A 17,982-nucleotide genomic window follows, 5' to 3' on the forward strand; every position below is an offset into this window, starting at 1 on the left:
TTGTAGTAGGTTGCATCTGATATCCCATGTTCACGACAGACGTCTTTGACCATGCAGCCCGCCTCGACGGACTTCAGGATCTGAACGATCTGTGACTCGGTGAAGCGTGACTTCCGCATCGTGTGTTCTCCATCAGCATCGTTGAAGTATGCCGGAGAACTCTAGTTTTGGCTGGTCCGATTTTAAGGGAGGGTTACAATACTAAGTAATGCATTTATAGTCAGTAATTTTTCCTAACACCTATGAGCCGTCCCCACGTCAATGGGCATTAAAAATTCTAGGCCTTTTGGAATTCCGCGGACAGTAAACCCGGTTCCGCGATCCGTACTAATATCGTCACATTATCGAACCCTCGTTGGACAAGGATGTTGATCGAAACGCCGGAAGGCAATCTCATGGCCGAGGTCCAACGGCCTGCGTGTCTAAAACACAAATGTTATGTTTAAAATGGGCCGACATGGCTACATCGATATAGAGAATCATCGAAATGGCACCGAGCACAACAAAGACTATCAAGATATACGGTGGCTGGGTATTGGTCTGTCAGGCCGTTTCGGCGTACGGAGCATTGTTCGAAAGCCATGGCGAATACGGAATTAGTTCTCATATGTGGCTGACAATCACGGGTTTACCCTCGTCGCTATTGTCATGGTTCATTGTTCCAAACGGCACATTTACAGGTGCACTGGCAGCAGGTTCCTTAGGGCTAGTTCAATGGGCGGCGATTGCTGAAGGCGTCGTGAGGTGGCATGCTTGGCGCAAATAAAAGCTAAATGAAAAATAGCAATGGGGTCAAGATCCTCACTGTTGTTCACTGGGCGTTATGTGTTACAGGGATGTATGAAACTTAGTGCTTTTCAAGCGATTATTCTATCTGTAGCCGCTCCCGGTCTAATAGTTTTTTTGGGTGTGCAATCGTCGTACTGGCTAAATCTACGATCAAACCTCGCTACGGTCGAAATGGCGTATTCGTTGTTAGCTATTCTTATTGGCGTTTACTCATTCAAGAACATAAAAATTATTTCAAAGCCAAAGCTTTTGATAGCATGGCTAATTTATTTGTTGGTTTTAGTTTTCATTATTTTTTGGGTTTGTTTATTAACTGCATGTGGTAATGGTGACTGCCTATGATAAAAAAACATCGCGCAGGGAACGAGCGAACCTTTCTTAATGGATCTATTGAGATTACGTTTGATCAGCAGCACCGAAAAGACAGACGTTATTAACTTGGCCTGCCAATAGGTTCATTCATATTCCTATTCGGGGATTAGGCGCCTATTACTGTGCTGCCATCGGTGGATGTATAGCTGTTTGTAAGAAGACCACTCCGCGGGCGAATAGGGCTTTGGTGAGCAACCGATTCTCTGAAGACCGGGCTTCTACAAATTTTCGGCACTGCTCCGGCTGAGATGTATTTGTCAGCCGGGTTAATAATATCTTTTTATGCAGTGTGGCTGTATAACTATAGCGACGCAGATTATTTGAAGACTCTAACCCAAGGGAAAGAAAGGCATGACCACCTCTAATATAAAAACACCCGGCGTGTACATAAATGAGATAGATGCATTTCCCAATTCTGTTGTCCCCGTGGCAACGGCGGTGCCGGCGTTTATCGGTTACACGCCCGCGGCGGAATGCGAAGGAAAGTCTTACTTTGATAAGACACAGAAAATTTCCTCGTTCGCTGAGTTTCAAGCCATATATATGAAGCCCGATCCGGCACCGCCGGCTGATCCTGCGTCGCAATATAGTCCAGAGTATTATCTGGTCGAACAAGAGCAGAAACCGTCCCAAGGGGATTATCTGGCGATAAACGGCACTTTTTATGCTGTCATCCCTGACGCAAGCACCCTCTACTATCTCTACAACAGCGTTCGACTGTTTTATCAAAATGGCGGCGGGGATGCGTACATTGTTTCTGTAGGCTCCTATGGCGCGCCAAGTCGCAGGGCGGCGGATGTAGGAGCACAAATTGTCAATCCAAATGTTCAGCTGGCCGATTTGCAGCGTGGCCTGGAGCTGCTCAAACATGAGCAGGAGCCAACCCTGTACATCTGTCCCGATGCGACTCTGTTGTCAGTGGACGACAACGGCACGCTAATGCAAAGCATGTTGTTGCAGGCTGAGGAACTTCAAACAGCGATGTGCCTGTTCGACGTTATTGGCGGCAAAGCACCAGACCCCGTCACCTATACCCAGGATATTGAGACATTCCGCAATCATACCGGGTCCAATGGTTTGATGTTTGGCGCCGCCTATTACCCGTTTATTGGCACGACCATCATGGGGAATGGCGATATCAACTATACCCATCTGTTTGGTGGTGATATCAAACCACTGGCAGCTATTCTGAACCCGCCCTCTGCGCCCAATGCCGCGGTTGAGAAGATCATTGGCATGATCGAAAATCCGCCGAATACCGGTGCATTGACCCGCTCTCAGCTTAATGCGGCGCTGCTATATGCGTCCAGGACCTATGGGCAGATTATTGAGCATGTGCTGGCGGACGCCAATATACTTCCGCCAAGTGGCGGTATGGCTGGGGTCTATACGGTCAACGATAATGAAAATGGCGTTTGGCATGCACCTGCCAATACCAGTATCGTCGGCGCGGCCAGTCTGCCCATTCGTTTGAATGATACACAGCAGGCAGGTCTGCATGTCGATGCGGTATCAGGCAAGTCCATCAATGCGATTCGCTTTTTCAACGGTCAGGGGATTCTGGTGTGGGGCGCCCGCACGCTGGATGGCAATAGCCAGGACTGGCGCTATATTTCGGTTCGCCGCACGATTACGTTCATCGAACAGTCCGTCAGGCTTGCAGTGCGGGCTTACGGCTCTGAACCAAACGACGCTAATACATGGCTGGCGGTTCGAAGTGTGATCAGCAGTTTCCTGACCGATATCTGGAAACAGGGCGGGGTGCAGGGCGCGAAAGCGTCGGATGCTTTCCAGGTTGAATGCGGCCTGGGTACAACCATGTCGTCGCAGGATATTCTCAACGGTGTCATGACGGTGACGGTTAAGGTCGCGGTCGTTCGTCCGGCTGAATTTATTGTCATCAGCCTTCAACAGGAAATGACGGACAATGTTTCCCGGTAGCAACGCACAGGGCTGATGGGTGACCCTTTGACACGCCCATCCAGCCAAGTGCGCCCGTTTTGTCGTTATTGCGGACATCCAGGGAGTAAAGGTAATGAATAGCCGCAGGAATTCATATGAAAATTAGCAGCGGTTTGCTAACCGCCATGCTGCCCCTTGCGCTGGTCGTGGGCAGTGTTGAGTCATACGCGACAGATGCCGTGGGTTTGCAGGTCAGGGAACTCGCGGTGCCGGGCCGGGACAATCCCATTAGCGTGAAGTTTTGGTATCCGGCACGAAGCGACGGCGATTTGCGTCGGGTTGGTGAAAACAAGGTTTTCGAAGGCGTCGCTGCCAGGCAGGACGCGAGTATTGCTGAAGGGCAATTTCCGCTTGTGCTGCTTTCCCATGGCGGCCTGAGGGCTGCACCGCACATGAGCAACTGGATTGCCGCTGACCTGGCATCGCGTGGCTTCCTGGTGGCTGTACCGCAACCGCCCCGCCTGGAATACAGCGATGCCGGTGTTGCTGTGCAAGAAATCTGGCGTCGGCCCAGCGATCTGAGGGCAACGCTAACCGTACTGGAGCGCGACGCAGCACTGGGCCCGCACCTTGATCCGAATAACGTGGGCGTTGTCGGGTTTTTCCTGGGTGCGACGTCGGCGCTTGCACTGGCCGGTGCACGGCTGGATCCGGCCAGTTACAAGCAATCATGCGACAAGCCCGGTCTGGCAATGGACTGCGCATGGTTCGAGAAAAACGCGGTGGACCTGAGCCTGACCGACAACCATGACCTGGCACGTTCGCACAAAGACGCGCGGGTAAAGGTCGCTGTTGCAGTTGATCCTGAGCTGAGTCACGCCTTTACAGAAGCCAGCCTGGCCGAAATCACGATCCCGGTGGGTATTCTCAACCTTGGGCAGCCCGGTGGCATAACGCCTGAACTTGATGCCTCGGGTCTGGCGGTACGCATATCGGCATCCCACTACCAGACTGTGGCTGATGCCACCCCATTCAGTGCTTTTAGTCTGTGCAAAAACGGCGGGGCAGAGATCCTGCAGGATTTGGGTGAGGATGGAAGTATCTGTCGTGAAGAGGGCAAGCGCTCAGGTGCAGCAATTCATGCGCACCTGACCGACTTGATCGAGGCCGCTCTTATGAACTCGGCAGGCAAATAGGGATCGCGGAGAACAGCATAGCGATTTGTGCGATTCGGAATTTCAGGCAAATACGGAAATTCGGGACTAAGCTGTCTGCTTTGGTGTCAGAGCCTTAATCGCATTGCTACCCAACTGCAATGATTCTGGCGTTAACTGACTAATCAGATGTGGCTGCGCTGTACCACCTGTGCGTGTTTGTGGCCGAACTTGCGGATTCCATGTAGAAGGGCGAGGTCGATGCGAATGATAACGCGAGCAGTCGGGAGACTTGTCGGGGGTGGTACCCTTGCGGCGCTACTGACAGTCACGGCCACCGCCAGCCAGGCGGCAGAACCAACCGGCCTGGCATGCGGCGATCCGGCGACATTGATTCACCAGATTCAGGGCAGCGGCACGGTATTTGATTCCGACTATGGCGGCGTTCAGAGCGTCGAGGCGGTGGTCACCGCGGTGATGCCCGGTTTGAACGGTTTCTATGTTCAGGAAGAGGCGCCGGATGCGGATGGCGATGCGGCGACCTCAGAGGGGCTCTTCGTCTTTGTCGGCAATGCGTCGTTACCCGGCATCTCCATCGGGGACCTGGTGCGCGTGACCGGTACCGTGCGGGAGTCTGTCACTGCGGGCGGTGCCAGTTCGCAAACCGAGATCAGCCAATCGCCGGTGACTACCGTTTGTAGCACGGCATCGCAGATAACCCCGACCGATATCGAGCTGCCGCTCGCCGACAGTGCCGATCTGGAAGCGGTCGAGGGCATGTTGGTGAGGCTGCCGCAGGCGCTGACCATCAGCGAATATTTCAATTTCGATCGCTTCGGGGAAGTGGTGCTGAGCCTGCCTAAAGAGGGGGATGATCGGCTGTATACGCCGACGTCGGTGGTGCCGCCGGGCGCAGAGGCCAATGCGCTGGCGCAGGACAACGCCCTGCGCTCTATTCTGATCGATGACGGTCGCAGCATTTCGAACCCCGATCCCGCCATACACCCCGGCAACGGCGAAAGCTTCGATCTCGGCAACCGTTTCCGTGGCGCAGATCGCATCAGCGCCATCCAGGGCGTGATCGACGATTCCTTTGGCAGTTACCGCCTGCAGCCCAGCCTTTATGGCAGCTATGAAGCGGTGAATTCACGCCCCGAGACGCCGAACGATGTCGGTGGCAACGTGCACGTGGCCAGCCTGAATGTGCTGAACTATTTCCTCACGCTTCGCACCGGTGGCAGCTGCGGACCTGCGGGAGATCTGAATTGTCGTGGCGCCAGTACAGCCGCGGAGCTGGAGCGGCAGCGGACCAAGTTGCTGGCCACGCTGGAAGGTCTCGATGCTGACGTCGTGGGCCTGGTTGAACTGGAAAACAGCATCGCGGTGGAGCCGGCCGCCGACCTGGTGGCGGGGCTCAATGCCCTGGACGGGGCCGGGAGCTGGGCCTACGTCGATACCGGCGTGATCGGCAATGATGCGGTCCGGGTCGGTTTAATCTACCGTCCCGCGATAGTTCAGCCCGTGGGTGGTTTCGCGATTCTGGATGCGAGTGTCGATCCCCGTTTTCTGGATAACAAGAATCGTCCGGCGCTGGCCCAGACGTTCGCGACGGTGGCGTCGGGTGAGCGCTTCACCCTGGTGGTGAATCACTTCAAGTCCAAGGGCTCGTCCTGCGACGATGTGGGCGACAGCGATGCCGGTGACGGCCAGGGCAACTGCAACCAGACCCGGACCAAGGCGGCCGCGGCGCTGGCAGACTGGCTGGCCAGCGATCCGACGGGGCATGGCGAGGGCCGGACGTTGATCATCGGCGATCTCAACGCCTATGACCAGGAAGACCCGGTCGCGCTGCTGAAGGAGCAGGGGTACATCGATTTGATTGCCGCTTTCAACGGCGAGAAGGCCTACTCCTATCTGTTTGATGGCCAGCTGGGGTACCTTGACCATGCCCTGGCAAGCCCGGCCCTGGCGGGTGCGGTCACCGGTGCCACCGTCTGGCATATCAACGCCGACGAGCCCGATATCCTCGACTACCGCACCACCTTCAAGAAGCTGCCGCAGCAGGCCCTGTTCGAGGACAATGCCTTTCGCTCGTCCGACCATGATCCGGTGATCGTTGGGCTCGATCTGACACCGCCACAGCTGGAGGTTTCGGTCACCCCGGACCTGCTCTGGCCGCCGAAACACCGGTATGTCGAGGTGGTGGCGACCGTCACCGCAACGGACGAAACGGATGCGACCCCGCTCATCAAGCTTCTGTCCGTGGTCTCCACTGAGCCCGACAACGGTGATGACGATGGCAACACGACGGACGATGTCCGGATTATCGATGATTATCATTTCGAGCTACGCGCCGAACGCTCGGGCAGCGGGCTTGGACGTGCCTACATCATCACCTATAGCGCAGAGAATGCTGCCGGTACCAGTACCGAGGCTTCGGCGACGGTATGGGTTCCGTTGCAACGATAAGCTGCAAAGTACGCCAAAACGGGCGCCAGGCCGGCTCCCGCAGGCTTTTTGTATAACAACGCCAGGACCTTCTTTGGCTTCGTCACTTCCCGCATCGGCGGGGTCTATACTGGGCTGAGATTTTTCAGCCCGTATTGATAACGGGTACTCGAACAGAAAAATAACCGCTCGTTCCACGCCTTGTTTTTTGGCTTCCGATTATGTGAAGCCCTCTATGCACTTAAATGGGAAGGTCAACTATGGGTAGTGCCGCCAGTCCGGTCAAAACGAGAGAGCTCAATAACCATCATTTCGATTCCACGATCTGGAATGATTTCAAGTTTCGAAATGACGATATCATTATCTCGACCTATGCGAAGTCGGGCACAACCTGGATGCAGCAAATCATTACGCAGTTGCTGTTTAATGGCGAGGAAGGGTTGGAGGTTGCGGAAATGTCGCCGTGGCTGGACCTGCGGGTTCCTCCCAAGGACCTGAAGCTCGCGGCTGTCGAGGCGCAGACGCATCGACGATTCCTGAAGACGCATTTGCCGGTAGACGCCTTGGTATTTGGCGCCAAGGCAAAATATATCTACATTGGCCGGGACGGCCGCGATGTTGTCTGGAGCCTGTACAACCATCATGTAAATGCCAACGCTGCCTGGTATGCAGCCTTGAATGATACGCCGGGCAGGGTCGGCCCGCCTATCGAACCACCGCCTGCCTCGATCCTTCAGTATTACAACGACTGGCTTGAAAAGGATGGCTTTCCGTTTTGGTCATTCTGGGAAAATGCCCGCACCTGGTGGGAAATCCGGGATTTGCCCAACGTGCTGTTCGTGCACTTCTCAAACTTGAAAAAAGACATGCCCGGTGAAATACGGCGGATTGCCGAATTCCTGGAAACACCGATAGACGAGTCCAAGTGGGACGATATATTACGCCACTGCAGTTTCGATTACATGAAAGCCCACGCGACCCAGTCCGTACCCCTGGGCGGCGCTTTCTGGGACGGCGGCGCAGAAACCTTTATTCACAAGGGCACAAACGGCCGCTGGCGCGACGTACTCTCGGCTGAAGATAGCGCCCGATATGAAAAACGTGCCGCGTCTGAGCTTGAAAGTGACTGCGCACACTGGCTCGCGACAGGCGAATTGAGGTAATGGCATAGAGGTGGGCGCTCCGCCTGGATACCGCCGGCTCGCGCTCTGACCCTTGCGCCTGATACAACGCTGGCAGCAGGATGCATCCGTGACAGCCGCAGTGGTAGTTCGTTACGATACCGGATTGATATGATCACCCGGTTTGGAAGGGCTTTTCTATGGATATTCAACGTGTTAATCCTTGTGCTCGCTGGTCTGACGCCACGGTGTACAACGGCATCGCGCACTTTGTCGAAGTGGCCGATACGGATACCAGCGCGGACATGGCAGGGCAGGTTGCGCAGATATTCGCACAGGCCGAGGCGTCGCTTGCAAGTGTCGGCAGCGACAAGTCGCGAATTCTGTCGGTGACCATTTATGTCACGGATTTTGCCAATTTCAACGCCCTGAACGAAGCCTGGGAAGCATGGCTGCCGGCGGGCTGTGCGCCGAGCCGGGCCTGTGTGAAGGCGGAGCTCGCGAATCCGGCGTTGCTGGTGGAAATTGCCTTTGTTGCCGCGGCGGGGCAGTAAAGCGCGGGCCAAAATGTTATCGCCGGGTTGCTGCATGGATGCCTCTCTATAACGTGGCAAACCACTGCCCGGCGGCTGGCGCGATACGAATGGTAGCGCCATTCGGTGCTGAACAGGAGTCAGCACCGAATAGGCGCGTAAAAGAAATCGAGATATGGAAAGGCCCGAGCATGATCAGGGATGTCGTCTTCCCCGCGGACAGTAACGCGCTGCGAACGCTCATTTATGAATATGTGGACTGGCTGGGCATTGACCTGAGCTATCAGGATTTTGCGGGCGAGATGGCAACACTTGAAAGTCTCTTCTCACTGCCCAGCGGCCAGTATACCTTTGCGATTGAGAACGCCGAGGTGGCGGGTGGGGTGGGGTTTCGAAGGATCGATCAGTTCACGGCGGAGGTCAAGCGGCTCTATGTGCGCCCCCAGTTCCAGGGCAGGGGTCTAGCAGCCTGTCGGACTTGGCCGGTCGTAGCGAGGGAAAGTCCGTTTTGAGGCAGTTTTTGGGCTCTTTTGAGGCGAATAGTGGTTCTATTTAACGAGAAAGAGTACGCAAAATGACCAAAATCGCCTTTTCCGCAGTAGATCAGTGTTAAGTCGGACAGGCTGCCAGGGTTGGCACTTATGGATAACCTGCTGGCCAGACTCCGGGGGCTGGGATACCAGCGCGTCGTGCTGGATGCCGTGCCGCCGACCCAAAATGCCCAGCAATTGTATGAGGCCATGGGCTTCTACGAGATACCGCCCTATTTTGTGAATCCAACGCCCAATACCCGGTTTTATGCCTTTAATCTGCACGATGATGCCGCGAAGGCGCGTGCCTGATTTGAGCCGTCTGGCCGGGATCAAGCTGGGCCCTTTTCAATGAGCCGAAATGCCGCCTGGCATGGGCTGGAAGTCCGGGAGAACATCAGTGTCCATGATCGCAGCTACACCCCAACCCCCTTACTATGCCGTGATTTTTACGTCTCACCGTACGGATGGGGACCATGGCTATGATGCCATGTCGGAGAAAATGGTTGAGCTTGCCGCCCGGCAACCCGGCTTTTTGGGAATTGAGTCCGCCAGGGACACCCTGGGCATTACCGTTTCCTATTGGTCCGATCTTGAATCCATCCAGCGCTGGAGGGCCAATATCGAGCACCGGCAGGCGCAAGCATCCGGTCGCGAGACCTGGTATTCGTCCTTCAGGGTAAGGATATCCAGGGTGGAACGTGATTACGGCATCTAGCAGGCTGAGAAGTCACCGCCAGGGTGACGGCCAGCGGCCAGGGCCAGCGTGCTCCTGAGTTTGGGCAACGTTGGTGGTTGCCGGCACACTGCGGCTTGCCTCTGCATGAGCGGGGGCCCGCCGGTTCTCAGGCCGCGAGTGTTCCTTCATAATGACAGGCGTTCACACAAGGAGGTGAAGCCGTGCAGCACAGAGGAAGCCGTCTTGGTGTCGGTATTGAACATGGATAGGTGGCATGTCGGGGTTGTAAAGTGTGCTGTGCGTGGCCGAACACGCTATGTTGTCAAAGGAGTTTCTTTTGAATCCCATCGATAAGGTTCTGGATTTCATTGTTGAAATCGAAAAGCTCAAGAATGTTCAGCGCAAAACCCGTCCTGTCGGCCTTGATCGTTACGAAAATTCCGCCGAGCATAGCTGGCATGTCTGCCTGTCGGCGCTGATGCTCAAGGATTATGCGAACGAGGCGGTTAATATCGATCGCGTGATTAAAATGCTGCTGATCCATGACCTGGGCGAAATAGACGCGGGTGACACCATCATCTATGCCAGCGAGACGCCGGAAATGAAAGCCAGTGAGGCCGCCGGGCTCAAGCGCATACTGGATATGCTGCCCGAAGGGGATGGAGAGGCGTATATGGCGCTGTGGCACGAATTCGAACAGGGTGAAACGCCTGATGCGGCCTTTGCCAAAGCCATCGACCGCGTTCCTCCGCTGCTGCATAACCTGCATGGCAATGGGCACAGCTGGAAGGAAAATAATGTGCCCAAGGAAAAGGTATTTGAAATAAACAGCCGTATCGCTAAAGGCAGTGAAACGCTGTGGGCGTCGTTAGAGGAAAAGCTGGTGGCCGCGGTTAATGATGGCTTGATTAAATAGGTTCCGCCTCCAGAATCCAGGCTATTGCGGCAGGAAACTATTAACCAGGTGATGAAACAGGCCGTCCTGGACTGTTCCATCACCAGACGACAGGCGAGTGTGTAATGGAGTCCAACGATACCCCGGAGTTACCGTCTGCCATTGAGACACTAGACATCTCGACGACTGATGCGCCGGCGCCCATTGAAGTCGCATCGATGGATGAGTTCCATCAGCACGTCTTATCAAGGGAGCCTATGAATAAGTCTCAATGAGTCTCTGGCGTTCAGCGCGATCCGGAATCGCGGCGCAGTTTCGAAGGCATGCCGGGGCCTGTCGAGAAGCTGCAACAAAGAGTCCGGTTCGCGCTGAAAGCCCCGAAGGGCGGGGCCTGAGGCATGCATCTGCGTTGTTGCAGCGCTTGCCAAGGACTAAGGCCAAAGTGCCCTTTAGGGTATTGCCGGCACACTGCGTCGGGGTGCCGCATCACTTGCAGCTGCACGCTTCAGGACCCGCAGAGGACAACTGGGGCTTGTTTATAGGTTCCCTAGACTGCTTGCTTCGGCGGACACGCCGCTGCGTCTGAAAGGGAATGTGGATTTCATCAGGCCGCTGACCGCGGGTCTTGAGTCCAGCCTCCCTGTTTTGTTATTGCCGCCCGTAGAGCTGCAGGGCATAAAATCCATTGCGGACACACTGGATGCCTTGCTAAAGGCGATAACCGACTGGCTGCAGCACAATAGCCAGTTTTTACCCGGCACGTTGTCGGTCAGCCTGGGCGTTTCTGCGGCTGCTTGCGCTAAAGACGATGAGCGCTATGTTTACCTTATTGCCGTCAACCACTGACCTGGTGGTTCAGTAGTTTCGACTTACCGCCTGGCCGAGCCCTCTTCGTGCGGTGATGCCCGGCTTTGATTTTGGCCCGTTGGCTTAGAATTTCGATACCTTTTCACATACACCCCTGCTCAGCTTCAAAACCCCGCAATACAGGGTAGAACCCGCCTTCAGACCCCGGCTATAATGCGCCCGCCAAACGATAACCGTTACAAAACAGGCGCCTGCCGGAGCACCCATGCAAGACATCCTGGACGATATCACCGCAACCCTGAGCACCCGGGAAGACCGGGGGGAAGTGGCGCAGTATATTCCGGAACTGGCCACCGTTGACCCGCAGCAGTTTGGTATCAGCGTGGCGCTGGCAGACGGGCGGGTGTTCAGTGCCGGCAGCGCGAACGAGCTGTTTTCCATCCAGAGCATTTCCAAAATGTTTACCCTCACCATTGCGCTGGGCAAGCTGGGCGATGCGGTCTGGTCGCGGGTCGGGCGGGAGCCCTCGGGTGACCCGTTCAATTCCATCGTGCAGCTCGAGCATGAGAGCGGCAAACCGCGCAATCCCTTCATCAACGCCGGTGCCATCGCGATTGTGGATGCCATCATGATGGGGCACCAGCCCAAGGAAACCCTGGCGGAAATACTGCAGTTCGTGCGCTTTATCGCCAATGATTCGACCATCGGCATCGACGAGACCGTAGCGCGCTCCGAGCTGAAAACCGGTGATCGAAATGCCTCGCTGGCGCACTTTATGGCTTCGTTCGGCCGGCTCAAGCATCCGGTGGACCAGGTACTGGGGACCTATTTCCATCACTGCTCCATTTCCATGACCTGCCAGCAGCTTGCCCAGGCCGGTCTGTTCCTGGTGGCCGATGGCGTGAACCCGAGCACCGGTGTGCGGGTGGTGTCGGCCCAGCGGGCGCGGCGTATTAATTCCCTGATGCTGATGTGCGGCCATTACGATGGCTCCGGCGAATTCGCCTACCGGGTCGGCCTGCCGGGCAAAAGCGGTGTCGGCGGCGGCATTCTGGCCGTTGCCCCCGGCAAGGGGTCCATCGCGGTCTGGTCACCGGGACTGGATCAGATCGGCAACAGCAAGCTGGGCACCGAAGCGCTGGAAATGCTGGTGCAGAAAACCGGCTGGTCGGTGTTCGGGCACTAGGCTTTTATCATGGCGACTACGGTGCAATGCCGTGGCCGCCGACGATTCGACTGCAACCCCTCTCCTTCGAATTCCCCCCCCCTCCAGGCGTTCCCCGATACATTCAGCACGAGCTGTCGCTAGCCGGCAGGCTGAGCATGACGGGGACCTTGCGTTCTCTTCCGGCCGCGCAATGTAGTGCACATTCTTTGTGGTGCCGCTGCTGTGCAGTGATGCCCACTGTGAGCGGGGTTTTCATTAAGTCTGCTGCTGGCACTGAACCGGTGCGGGAACCATTGGGAGGCACCCGCGTCGGGTTCTGCACCTTAATGGAACCGAGAAATGCACCTCTGCTGACCTCTTTTTATAAAATAATCAATAAATACAGATAGATAAGGGTATTGGCGCAAAACTTGTATATTCCTGCGGTGAAAATAACTATCTCTTTGGTAAACATTGAGTTCTTACGGGAGGTTATATGCAAGCCCCACCTGCGATCAAAAGCCGGCCGGTGTATGCGCCGGTCTGCCTGCAGCGGCAGGCGCAGTTTCATCTCTTTATCTGCGAGGCCGACGGGCTGGATATACTCAGGCCGCTGGTCCGCGAGGCATCCTGCCTGTCCAGTGCGCTGCTGGTGTTCGGTCGGTCGCCAGCGGCCAATATAGAGACTGGCCGGTTCTGCGACCCTGAACAGGCGTCGGCCGAGGTGGCAGCGACGCTGTTGCAGGCGCCGCTGGCGAGTGCGATCTATGTGGCCGGTCGCGAGGCCTTTCTCTGGCAAGTGCGCAATCAGGCACGGGAAGTGGGCTTTGCCGATGAGCAGATCCGGCTTTGTAGCCCGGTGAACCGGTTGCGCCGTGTGTTCTGCACGCACTGCTATGAGCTGACGGATGATGTCGGCCATACGCCTGTTACCTGCGCCGGTTGCAAACGCCCGTTGCTGGTGCGCGATCACTTTTCGCGCTTTCTTGGCGCCTACGTCGGGGTTCAGATCAATGCCGAGGACCCGACCGAGGAGCACGCTACAGAGGAGCTTTGCTGATGACTGTCTCCAAGCTCAGAGTCCGGGTGACCGGGGTTATCCCGGTGGCGCCGGCAATCCGGGAATTCCGCCTGGAACCCATTGAGGCGCAGCTGACGCCTTTTTCTGCAGGCAGCCATGTGATCGTTGAAATGCCGGGGGCGGGGCGCGTACTGCGTAACGCCTATTCACTGCTCAGTGATCCCGCAGATACCGGTGCCTACCGCATTGCCGTGCGGCTGCAGGAGAGCTCGCGCGGGGGATCGAAATTCATGCACGAGCAGGTCTCGGAGGGAACCGAGCTGCTGATTAGCCCGCCGGCGAATCTGTTTGCGCCGTCGTGGCAGGGGCGCAAGCATCTGCTCATTGCCGGCGGCGTCGGCATTACGCCCTTCCTGTCGTATATCCCCGAAATGCTGCGCCGCGACGCCGATTTCGAGCTGCATTACCTGTATCGCAGCAGCCAGACCGGTGCCTATCGCGAGGCGTTGGCAGACCAGCTGGGCGAGCGCTATTTCGGTTACGACTCCGCCACGGGCGAGCGCTGCCGGTTAGAAAAGGTACTCGGCGGGCGAGCGCCCGGCACCCATGTTTATGTGTGCGGCCCGCAAAGCCTGCTTGAGGCGGTACGCCGGACTGCAGCAGAGCTGGGCTGGCCGGCCAGTCACATTCACTTCGAGGCGTTCGCAGCGGCGCAGCCGGGCGAGCCTTTTCAGGTGGAACTGGCTGCGTCCCGGCAACGGCTGGAGGTGCCGGGCGAAAGCAGCCTGCTCGAGGCACTTGAGGACGCGGGTATCAACGTACCGAGTCTCTGTCGCGGCGGCGTCTGCGGCCAGTGCATGACCCGCGTACTGGACGGCGATATCGAACACCGTGACAGCTTTCTGTCCGAGGCCGAGAAGGCCAGACAGGACTGCATCATGCCTTGCGTATCCCGTGCCGCGAAGGCCGGGCTGACACTTGATCTGTAGGAGTAGAATTCATGCGTTTGCACCCCAAACCGATTCAGACCTTTCGCGATGACTTCAGCTACAGCAACAGCGAAGAGGCGATCGCGCGCTTTCCGTTTCCGTTCCCGCAGGACGACTACATGTACTCGGTGAACATCGAACCCCATGTAACGCCCGGGCCCGAGGGCTCTGTTTTTGAGCACCTGCTCGATATCGACGAGCACTACCTGTCCGAAATGGCTGAACGCGATATCGTATTACGGGAAAACGCCCAGCGCTGCCTGGCGATGCCCCACATGGACGTGGCGTGCTGGGATCTGATCGAACGGGCAATGACGAGCCTGGCGGCGGATTATCCGCAACACTTCAGCCTCGTGCGCGAGGGCGAGCGCTGGACCTGGCAAAACCGGCTGCTCGATATTCACGACAGCTTTACCTTTGGTGACAGCAGCACGCTGCCGCTGCCGCCGCTGGAATATATCGGTCGCCAGTTGCAGGGGGATTTCGCATTGCTGGATCAGCGTGACGGCGACCTTTTCATGGACGCCGGTATCGTAACCTGCCCGGCGGACTGGTCATTGCGCTTTGACGCCGGCATGAGCTTTTCCGAGTGGCATGGACCGGTGCCGCTGGCCCACGAAATGGGTGTATTCGAGCGCGCCTTGAAATACCTGACGGCGATCCCCGTGGGCCGGCCGGTACGACGGCTGAACTGGACCCTGACCATCAATGCGCGCATGGACTCCTCGCCCGAGACGTTTCCGAGCTGGGGGTCAGACCGCACGACGGTCACGCCGGACAACGTGGGCGAAAAGGTCTATCTGCGCGTTGAACTGCAGGTGCTGGACCGAATGCCGCGCAGCAACGCGCTCATGTTCAGCATTCGTACCTACTTGATGAGCTTTGACGACCTGGTGACCAACCCCGACTGGGCACGCCGCCTGCACCGGGTCATGAAAACGCTGCCGCCTGAGCTGGTCGAGTACAAGGGTCTGAGCCGCTTCCACCCCGCCGTGGTCGAGTGGCTGAGCCGCTTCGATCCGGCCAATTGAACCGAACACTGTAACAGGGAGGTTTGATGCAAAACTGGATTTATCTGTTACTGGCCGGTGTGCTTGAGTGTCTCTGGGCGATCGGCCTCAAGTACAGCGACGGTTTTACCCGTTTGTGGCCGTCGCTTTTCAGCGCGGTGCTGATCGTCCTCAGTCTTGGCCTGCTCTCGCTGGCTATGCGCACCATCCCCGTAGGAACCGCCTACGCCATCTGGTCCGGCATCGGTGCTTCGGCGCTGGCCGTGACCGGAATACTCTTCCTAAACGAGCCGGGCAACTGGGCCCGGATCGCCTGCATCCTGCTGATTGTCTTCGGCGTCATCGGTCTCAAACTGTTCGGCGGCGAGACCGCCTGACCCCGTAGAAATTGCGCCTCCGCCGAGAATGATTCTGGTCTTCCCGGCCAGGCTGTTCGCCGCGGGGACGCGGCTCCTACGAGGTATGAAGGTACGTTGCATGATCGTAGGAGCGACGCCCCGTCGCGAATAATTCTGGTCTTTCAGGCAACGCTGTTCGCCGCGGGGGCGCGACTCCTACGGGGTATGTAGGTGCGTTGGAGAATCGTGGGAGCGACGCCCCCGTCGCGAATGCTTCCGGTTTCACAGGTGAACGCTGTTCGCCGCGTGGGCGCGGCGCCTACGGGGTATGTAGGTGCGTTGGAGAATCGTGGGAGCGACGCCCCCGTCGCGAATGCTTCCGGTTTCACAGGTGAACGCTGTTCGCCTCGTGAGCGCCGGCGCCGACGGGAGCTGCGGTTGCGGTGGAGAATCGTGGGAGCGCCGCCCCGTCGCGAACGCTTCTGGTCTTCCAGGCAACGCTGTTCGCCGCGAGGCGCGGCGCCTACGGGGTATAGAGGTGCGGTGGCGAATCGTGGGAACGGCGCCTCCGCCGAGAATGATTCTGGTCTCTCCGGCCACGCTGTTCGCCGCGGGGACGCGGCTCCTTGTATAGAGGTGCGGTGGAAAATCGTGGGAGCGACGCCTCGTCGCGAATGCTTGCGGTGTTTCGGGCGATGCGGTGCGCCGCGAGGGCGCGGCGCCGACGGGTTGGTGGATGCTCGTAGGAGCGGCGTCTCGCCGCGAATGATTGGGTTGAGGCCACTAGGGCACAGAGCGGGGCCGCACAGGGCCCCGATGATGCGTCAGCTCGCCTTGCGGGCGTCGGCCGGTGTGTCGGCAAGGTAGGCTTCGAGGGAATCGTCCAATGCTTCGAGCCAGGGGGTGTGGTGGGGGGGCGCCAGGGTTCCGGTCATTAACGAGCGGTAGGAGTGGTTGCGAAAGCCCATGATGTCCTCGTGCTTGTGATGCTCCCACGCCAGGAAGGTATCGCGCACGCCGTCAATATCAAAGCTGGGGTAGTCGGTGGCGTCGATCAGAGAGCGGATGTAATCGCCCTGGAAGGTGATCATCTCCTCGTCGGTTTGCAGGGTTTCCTCCCGGGCACGCCAGGCCAGGCTGTCAGCGGTCATCACATCCTTGGCCGGCAGCGTGATCTGGCCAAGAATGATATCGCGCACGTACCAGGCCTGTGCATCGAACATGTTGAAGGTGTACCACTGATCCTGCATGCCGAGATAAAAGAACTTCGGGTTGTCTTCCCAGACCACGCCCTTGTACAGGCCCAGTGGCCAGAGGCGATTGTTGGTTTTCAGCCGCAGGTCTTCGGGCAGGTAGGGGAAGTGGTGCAGGTAGCCGGTACAGAGGATGATGGCGTCAATTTTTTTCGAACTGCCATCGGAAAACCAGACGGTGTCTTTGTCACAGCGCACCAGCAGGGGTTTTTCTTCCCAGTTTTCAGGCCATTTGAAGCCCATCGGCGCGCTGCGGTAACTGGTGGTGATGCTGCGTGCGCCATACTTGTAGCACTGGGAACCAATGTCTTCGGCCGAGTAACTGCTGCCGACCAACAGGATATCCTTGTCCTGGAATTCCAGTGCATCGCGGAAATCGTGCGCATGCAGAATGCGGCCGTTGAATGACTCGAAGCCCTCGAATGTCGGCACGTTGGGGGTGGAGAAGTGGCCGCCGGCACAGATCACATGATCGTACTGTTCGCAGCTGAGGGTATCGGTGTTGTGGTCAAAGGCACTGACGCTGAATTTGCCAGTGGCCTCGTCGTATTCGACCTGGCGCACCGGGCAGTTGAAGCGAATTAGGTCACGCACGCCGGCTTTTTCGACGCGGCCCTTGATGTAGTCCCAGAGTACGGCCCTGGGCGGATAGGACGCGATGGGTTTGCCGAAGTGCTCCTCGAAGCTGTAGTCCGCGAACTCAAGGCATTCCTTGGGGCCGTTCGACCACAGATAGCGATACATGCTGCAGTGTACCGGTTCGCCGTTTTCGTCCAGACCGGTGCGCCAGCTGTAGTTCCACAGACCTCCCCAGTCGCTCTGCTTTTCATAACAGACCAGCTCTGGAATCTGCGCGCCTTTGGCTGCTGCGGACTGGAAGGCGCGCAACTGCGCCAGACCGCTTGGACCTGCACCGATGATGGCTACTCGTAACGTCATGGGTCTCTCCTTGTGCTTTCGCTGTGAAGCTTGGCGGCCCGTGTTGAACGGGCCC

At 57.4% G+C, this 17,982-nt stretch carries 17 protein-coding genes; 15 read left to right on the forward strand and 2 right to left on the reverse strand.

Annotated features, from left to right (window positions below):
- Positions 1 to 119: transposase (locus tag F451_RS0107645; protein ID WP_020680768.1), on the reverse strand; the 119-nt coding region annotated here is incomplete at its 3' end.
- 1,393 nt (positions 120 to 1,512) lie between these two features.
- Between F451_RS0107645 and F451_RS0107650 the strand changes: the two genes are divergently transcribed.
- The 15 genes from F451_RS0107650 (at position 1,513) to F451_RS0107725 (ending at position 15,774) form a co-directional block, all read left to right on the forward strand.
- On the forward strand, positions 1,513 to 3,102 hold the full coding sequence (locus F451_RS0107650; protein WP_026291594.1) for a phage tail sheath family protein: 1,590 nt from the start codon (positions 1,513 to 1,515) through the stop codon (positions 3,100 to 3,102).
- Between the two features lie 116 nt (positions 3,103 to 3,218).
- Positions 3,219 to 4,259, forward strand: coding sequence for an alpha/beta hydrolase family protein (locus F451_RS0107655; RefSeq protein ID WP_020680770.1), 1,041 nt, complete (start codon positions 3,219 to 3,221; stop codon positions 4,257 to 4,259).
- A gap of 225 nt (positions 4,260 to 4,484) precedes the next feature.
- Positions 4,485 to 6,686, forward strand: coding sequence for an ExeM/NucH family extracellular endonuclease (locus F451_RS25030; RefSeq protein WP_020680771.1), 2,202 nt, complete (start codon positions 4,485 to 4,487; stop codon positions 6,684 to 6,686).
- Between the two features lie 239 nt (positions 6,687 to 6,925).
- On the forward strand, positions 6,926 to 7,828 hold the full coding sequence (locus F451_RS0107665) for a sulfotransferase domain-containing protein (protein WP_020680772.1): 903 nt from the start codon (positions 6,926 to 6,928) through the stop codon (positions 7,826 to 7,828).
- 158 nt (positions 7,829 to 7,986) lie between these two features.
- Positions 7,987 to 8,340: a RidA family protein gene (locus tag F451_RS0107670; protein ID WP_020680773.1), complete on the forward strand. Its 354-nt coding sequence runs from the start codon at positions 7,987 to 7,989 to the stop codon at positions 8,338 to 8,340.
- A 170-nt stretch (positions 8,341 to 8,510) separates the two neighbouring features.
- The gene (locus F451_RS28065; RefSeq protein ID WP_169434467.1) at positions 8,511 to 8,831 is read left to right on the forward strand and encodes a GNAT family N-acetyltransferase; all 321 of its coding nucleotides are present in this window, start codon (positions 8,511 to 8,513) and stop codon (positions 8,829 to 8,831) included.
- 129 nt (positions 8,832 to 8,960) lie between these two features.
- A complete protein-coding gene (locus tag F451_RS0107680; protein WP_020680775.1) occupies positions 8,961 to 9,161 on the forward strand; it encodes a GNAT family protein in 201 nt (66 codons plus the stop codon).
- A gap of 88 nt (positions 9,162 to 9,249) precedes the next feature.
- Entirely contained in the window at positions 9,250 to 9,567 is a 318-nt protein-coding gene (locus tag F451_RS0107685; protein WP_026291595.1) for an antibiotic biosynthesis monooxygenase family protein, read from the forward strand.
- Between the two features lie 298 nt (positions 9,568 to 9,865).
- Positions 9,866 to 10,444: an HD domain-containing protein gene (locus F451_RS0107690; protein WP_020680777.1), complete on the forward strand. Its 579-nt coding sequence runs from the start codon at positions 9,866 to 9,868 to the stop codon at positions 10,442 to 10,444.
- Positions 10,445 to 11,017: 573 nt separating this feature from the next.
- The gene (locus F451_RS0107700) at positions 11,018 to 11,269 is read left to right on the forward strand and encodes a hypothetical protein (protein ID WP_020680779.1); all 252 of its coding nucleotides are present in this window, start codon (positions 11,018 to 11,020) and stop codon (positions 11,267 to 11,269) included.
- Between the two features lie 226 nt (positions 11,270 to 11,495).
- Complete coding sequence (locus tag F451_RS0107705) at positions 11,496 to 12,416, forward strand: glutaminase (protein WP_020680780.1); 921 nt, start codon at positions 11,496 to 11,498, stop codon at positions 12,414 to 12,416.
- Between the two features lie 457 nt (positions 12,417 to 12,873).
- Positions 12,874 to 13,437 (forward strand): dimethylamine monooxygenase subunit DmmA family protein, encoded by a 564-nt coding sequence (locus F451_RS26645; RefSeq protein ID WP_020680781.1) that lies wholly within the window; start codon positions 12,874 to 12,876, stop codon positions 13,435 to 13,437.
- Entirely contained in the window at positions 13,437 to 14,387 is a 951-nt protein-coding gene (locus tag F451_RS0107715) for a PDR/VanB family oxidoreductase (RefSeq protein WP_020680782.1), read from the forward strand. The genes F451_RS26645 and F451_RS0107715 overlap by 1 nt, the downstream gene beginning before the upstream one ends.
- Before the next feature lie 11 nt (positions 14,388 to 14,398).
- Complete coding sequence (locus F451_RS0107720) at positions 14,399 to 15,418, forward strand: heme-dependent oxidative N-demethylase family protein (protein WP_020680783.1); 1,020 nt, start codon at positions 14,399 to 14,401, stop codon at positions 15,416 to 15,418.
- A 26-nt stretch (positions 15,419 to 15,444) separates the two neighbouring features.
- Complete coding sequence (locus F451_RS0107725; protein WP_020680784.1) at positions 15,445 to 15,774, forward strand: DMT family transporter; 330 nt, start codon at positions 15,445 to 15,447, stop codon at positions 15,772 to 15,774.
- Between the two features lie 785 nt (positions 15,775 to 16,559).
- Here F451_RS0107725 and F451_RS0107730 read toward each other — a convergent pair.
- Positions 16,560 to 17,927 (reverse strand): NAD(P)-binding domain-containing protein, encoded by a 1,368-nt coding sequence (locus tag F451_RS0107730; protein ID WP_020680785.1) that lies wholly within the window; start codon positions 17,925 to 17,927, stop codon positions 16,560 to 16,562.
- Positions 17,928 to 17,982: the final 55 nt, after the last annotated feature.

Source organism: Marinobacterium rhizophilum DSM 18822, assembly GCF_000378045.1.
In the GTDB taxonomy this organism is placed as follows: Bacteria; Pseudomonadota; Gammaproteobacteria; order Pseudomonadales; family Balneatricaceae; genus Marinobacterium_A; species Marinobacterium_A rhizophilum.

What these genes read in the sequence shown, in the direction of transcription:
- F451_RS0107655 (WP_020680770.1), top strand. Translation starts at nt 3,219, where the DNA reads ATGAAAATTAGCAGCGGTTTGCTAACCGCCATGCTGCCCCTTGCGCTG.
- F451_RS0107725 (WP_020680784.1), top strand. Translation starts at nt 15,445, where the DNA reads ATGCAAAACTGGATTTATCTGTTACTGGCCGGTGTGCTTGAGTGTCTC.
- F451_RS28065 (WP_169434467.1), top strand. Translation starts at nt 8,511, where the DNA reads ATGATCAGGGATGTCGTCTTCCCCGCGGACAGTAACGCGCTGCGAACG.
- F451_RS0107650 (WP_026291594.1), top strand. Translation starts at nt 1,513, where the DNA reads ATGACCACCTCTAATATAAAAACACCCGGCGTGTACATAAATGAGATA.
- F451_RS0107715 (WP_020680782.1), top strand. Translation starts at nt 13,437, where the DNA reads ATGACTGTCTCCAAGCTCAGAGTCCGGGTGACCGGGGTTATCCCGGTG.
- F451_RS0107680 (WP_020680775.1), top strand. Translation starts at nt 8,961, where the DNA reads ATGGATAACCTGCTGGCCAGACTCCGGGGGCTGGGATACCAGCGCGTC.
- F451_RS25030 (WP_020680771.1), top strand. Translation starts at nt 4,485, where the DNA reads ATGATAACGCGAGCAGTCGGGAGACTTGTCGGGGGTGGTACCCTTGCG.
- F451_RS26645 (WP_020680781.1), top strand. Translation starts at nt 12,874, where the DNA reads ATGCAAGCCCCACCTGCGATCAAAAGCCGGCCGGTGTATGCGCCGGTC.
- F451_RS0107730 (WP_020680785.1), bottom strand. Translation starts at nt 17,927, where the DNA reads ATGACGTTACGAGTAGCCATCATCGGTGCAGGTCCAAGCGGTCTGGCG.
- F451_RS0107720 (WP_020680783.1), top strand. Translation starts at nt 14,399, where the DNA reads ATGCGTTTGCACCCCAAACCGATTCAGACCTTTCGCGATGACTTCAGC.
- F451_RS0107670 (WP_020680773.1), top strand. Translation starts at nt 7,987, where the DNA reads ATGGATATTCAACGTGTTAATCCTTGTGCTCGCTGGTCTGACGCCACG.
- F451_RS0107665 (WP_020680772.1), top strand. Translation starts at nt 6,926, where the DNA reads ATGGGTAGTGCCGCCAGTCCGGTCAAAACGAGAGAGCTCAATAACCAT.
- F451_RS0107705 (WP_020680780.1), top strand. Translation starts at nt 11,496, where the DNA reads ATGCAAGACATCCTGGACGATATCACCGCAACCCTGAGCACCCGGGAA.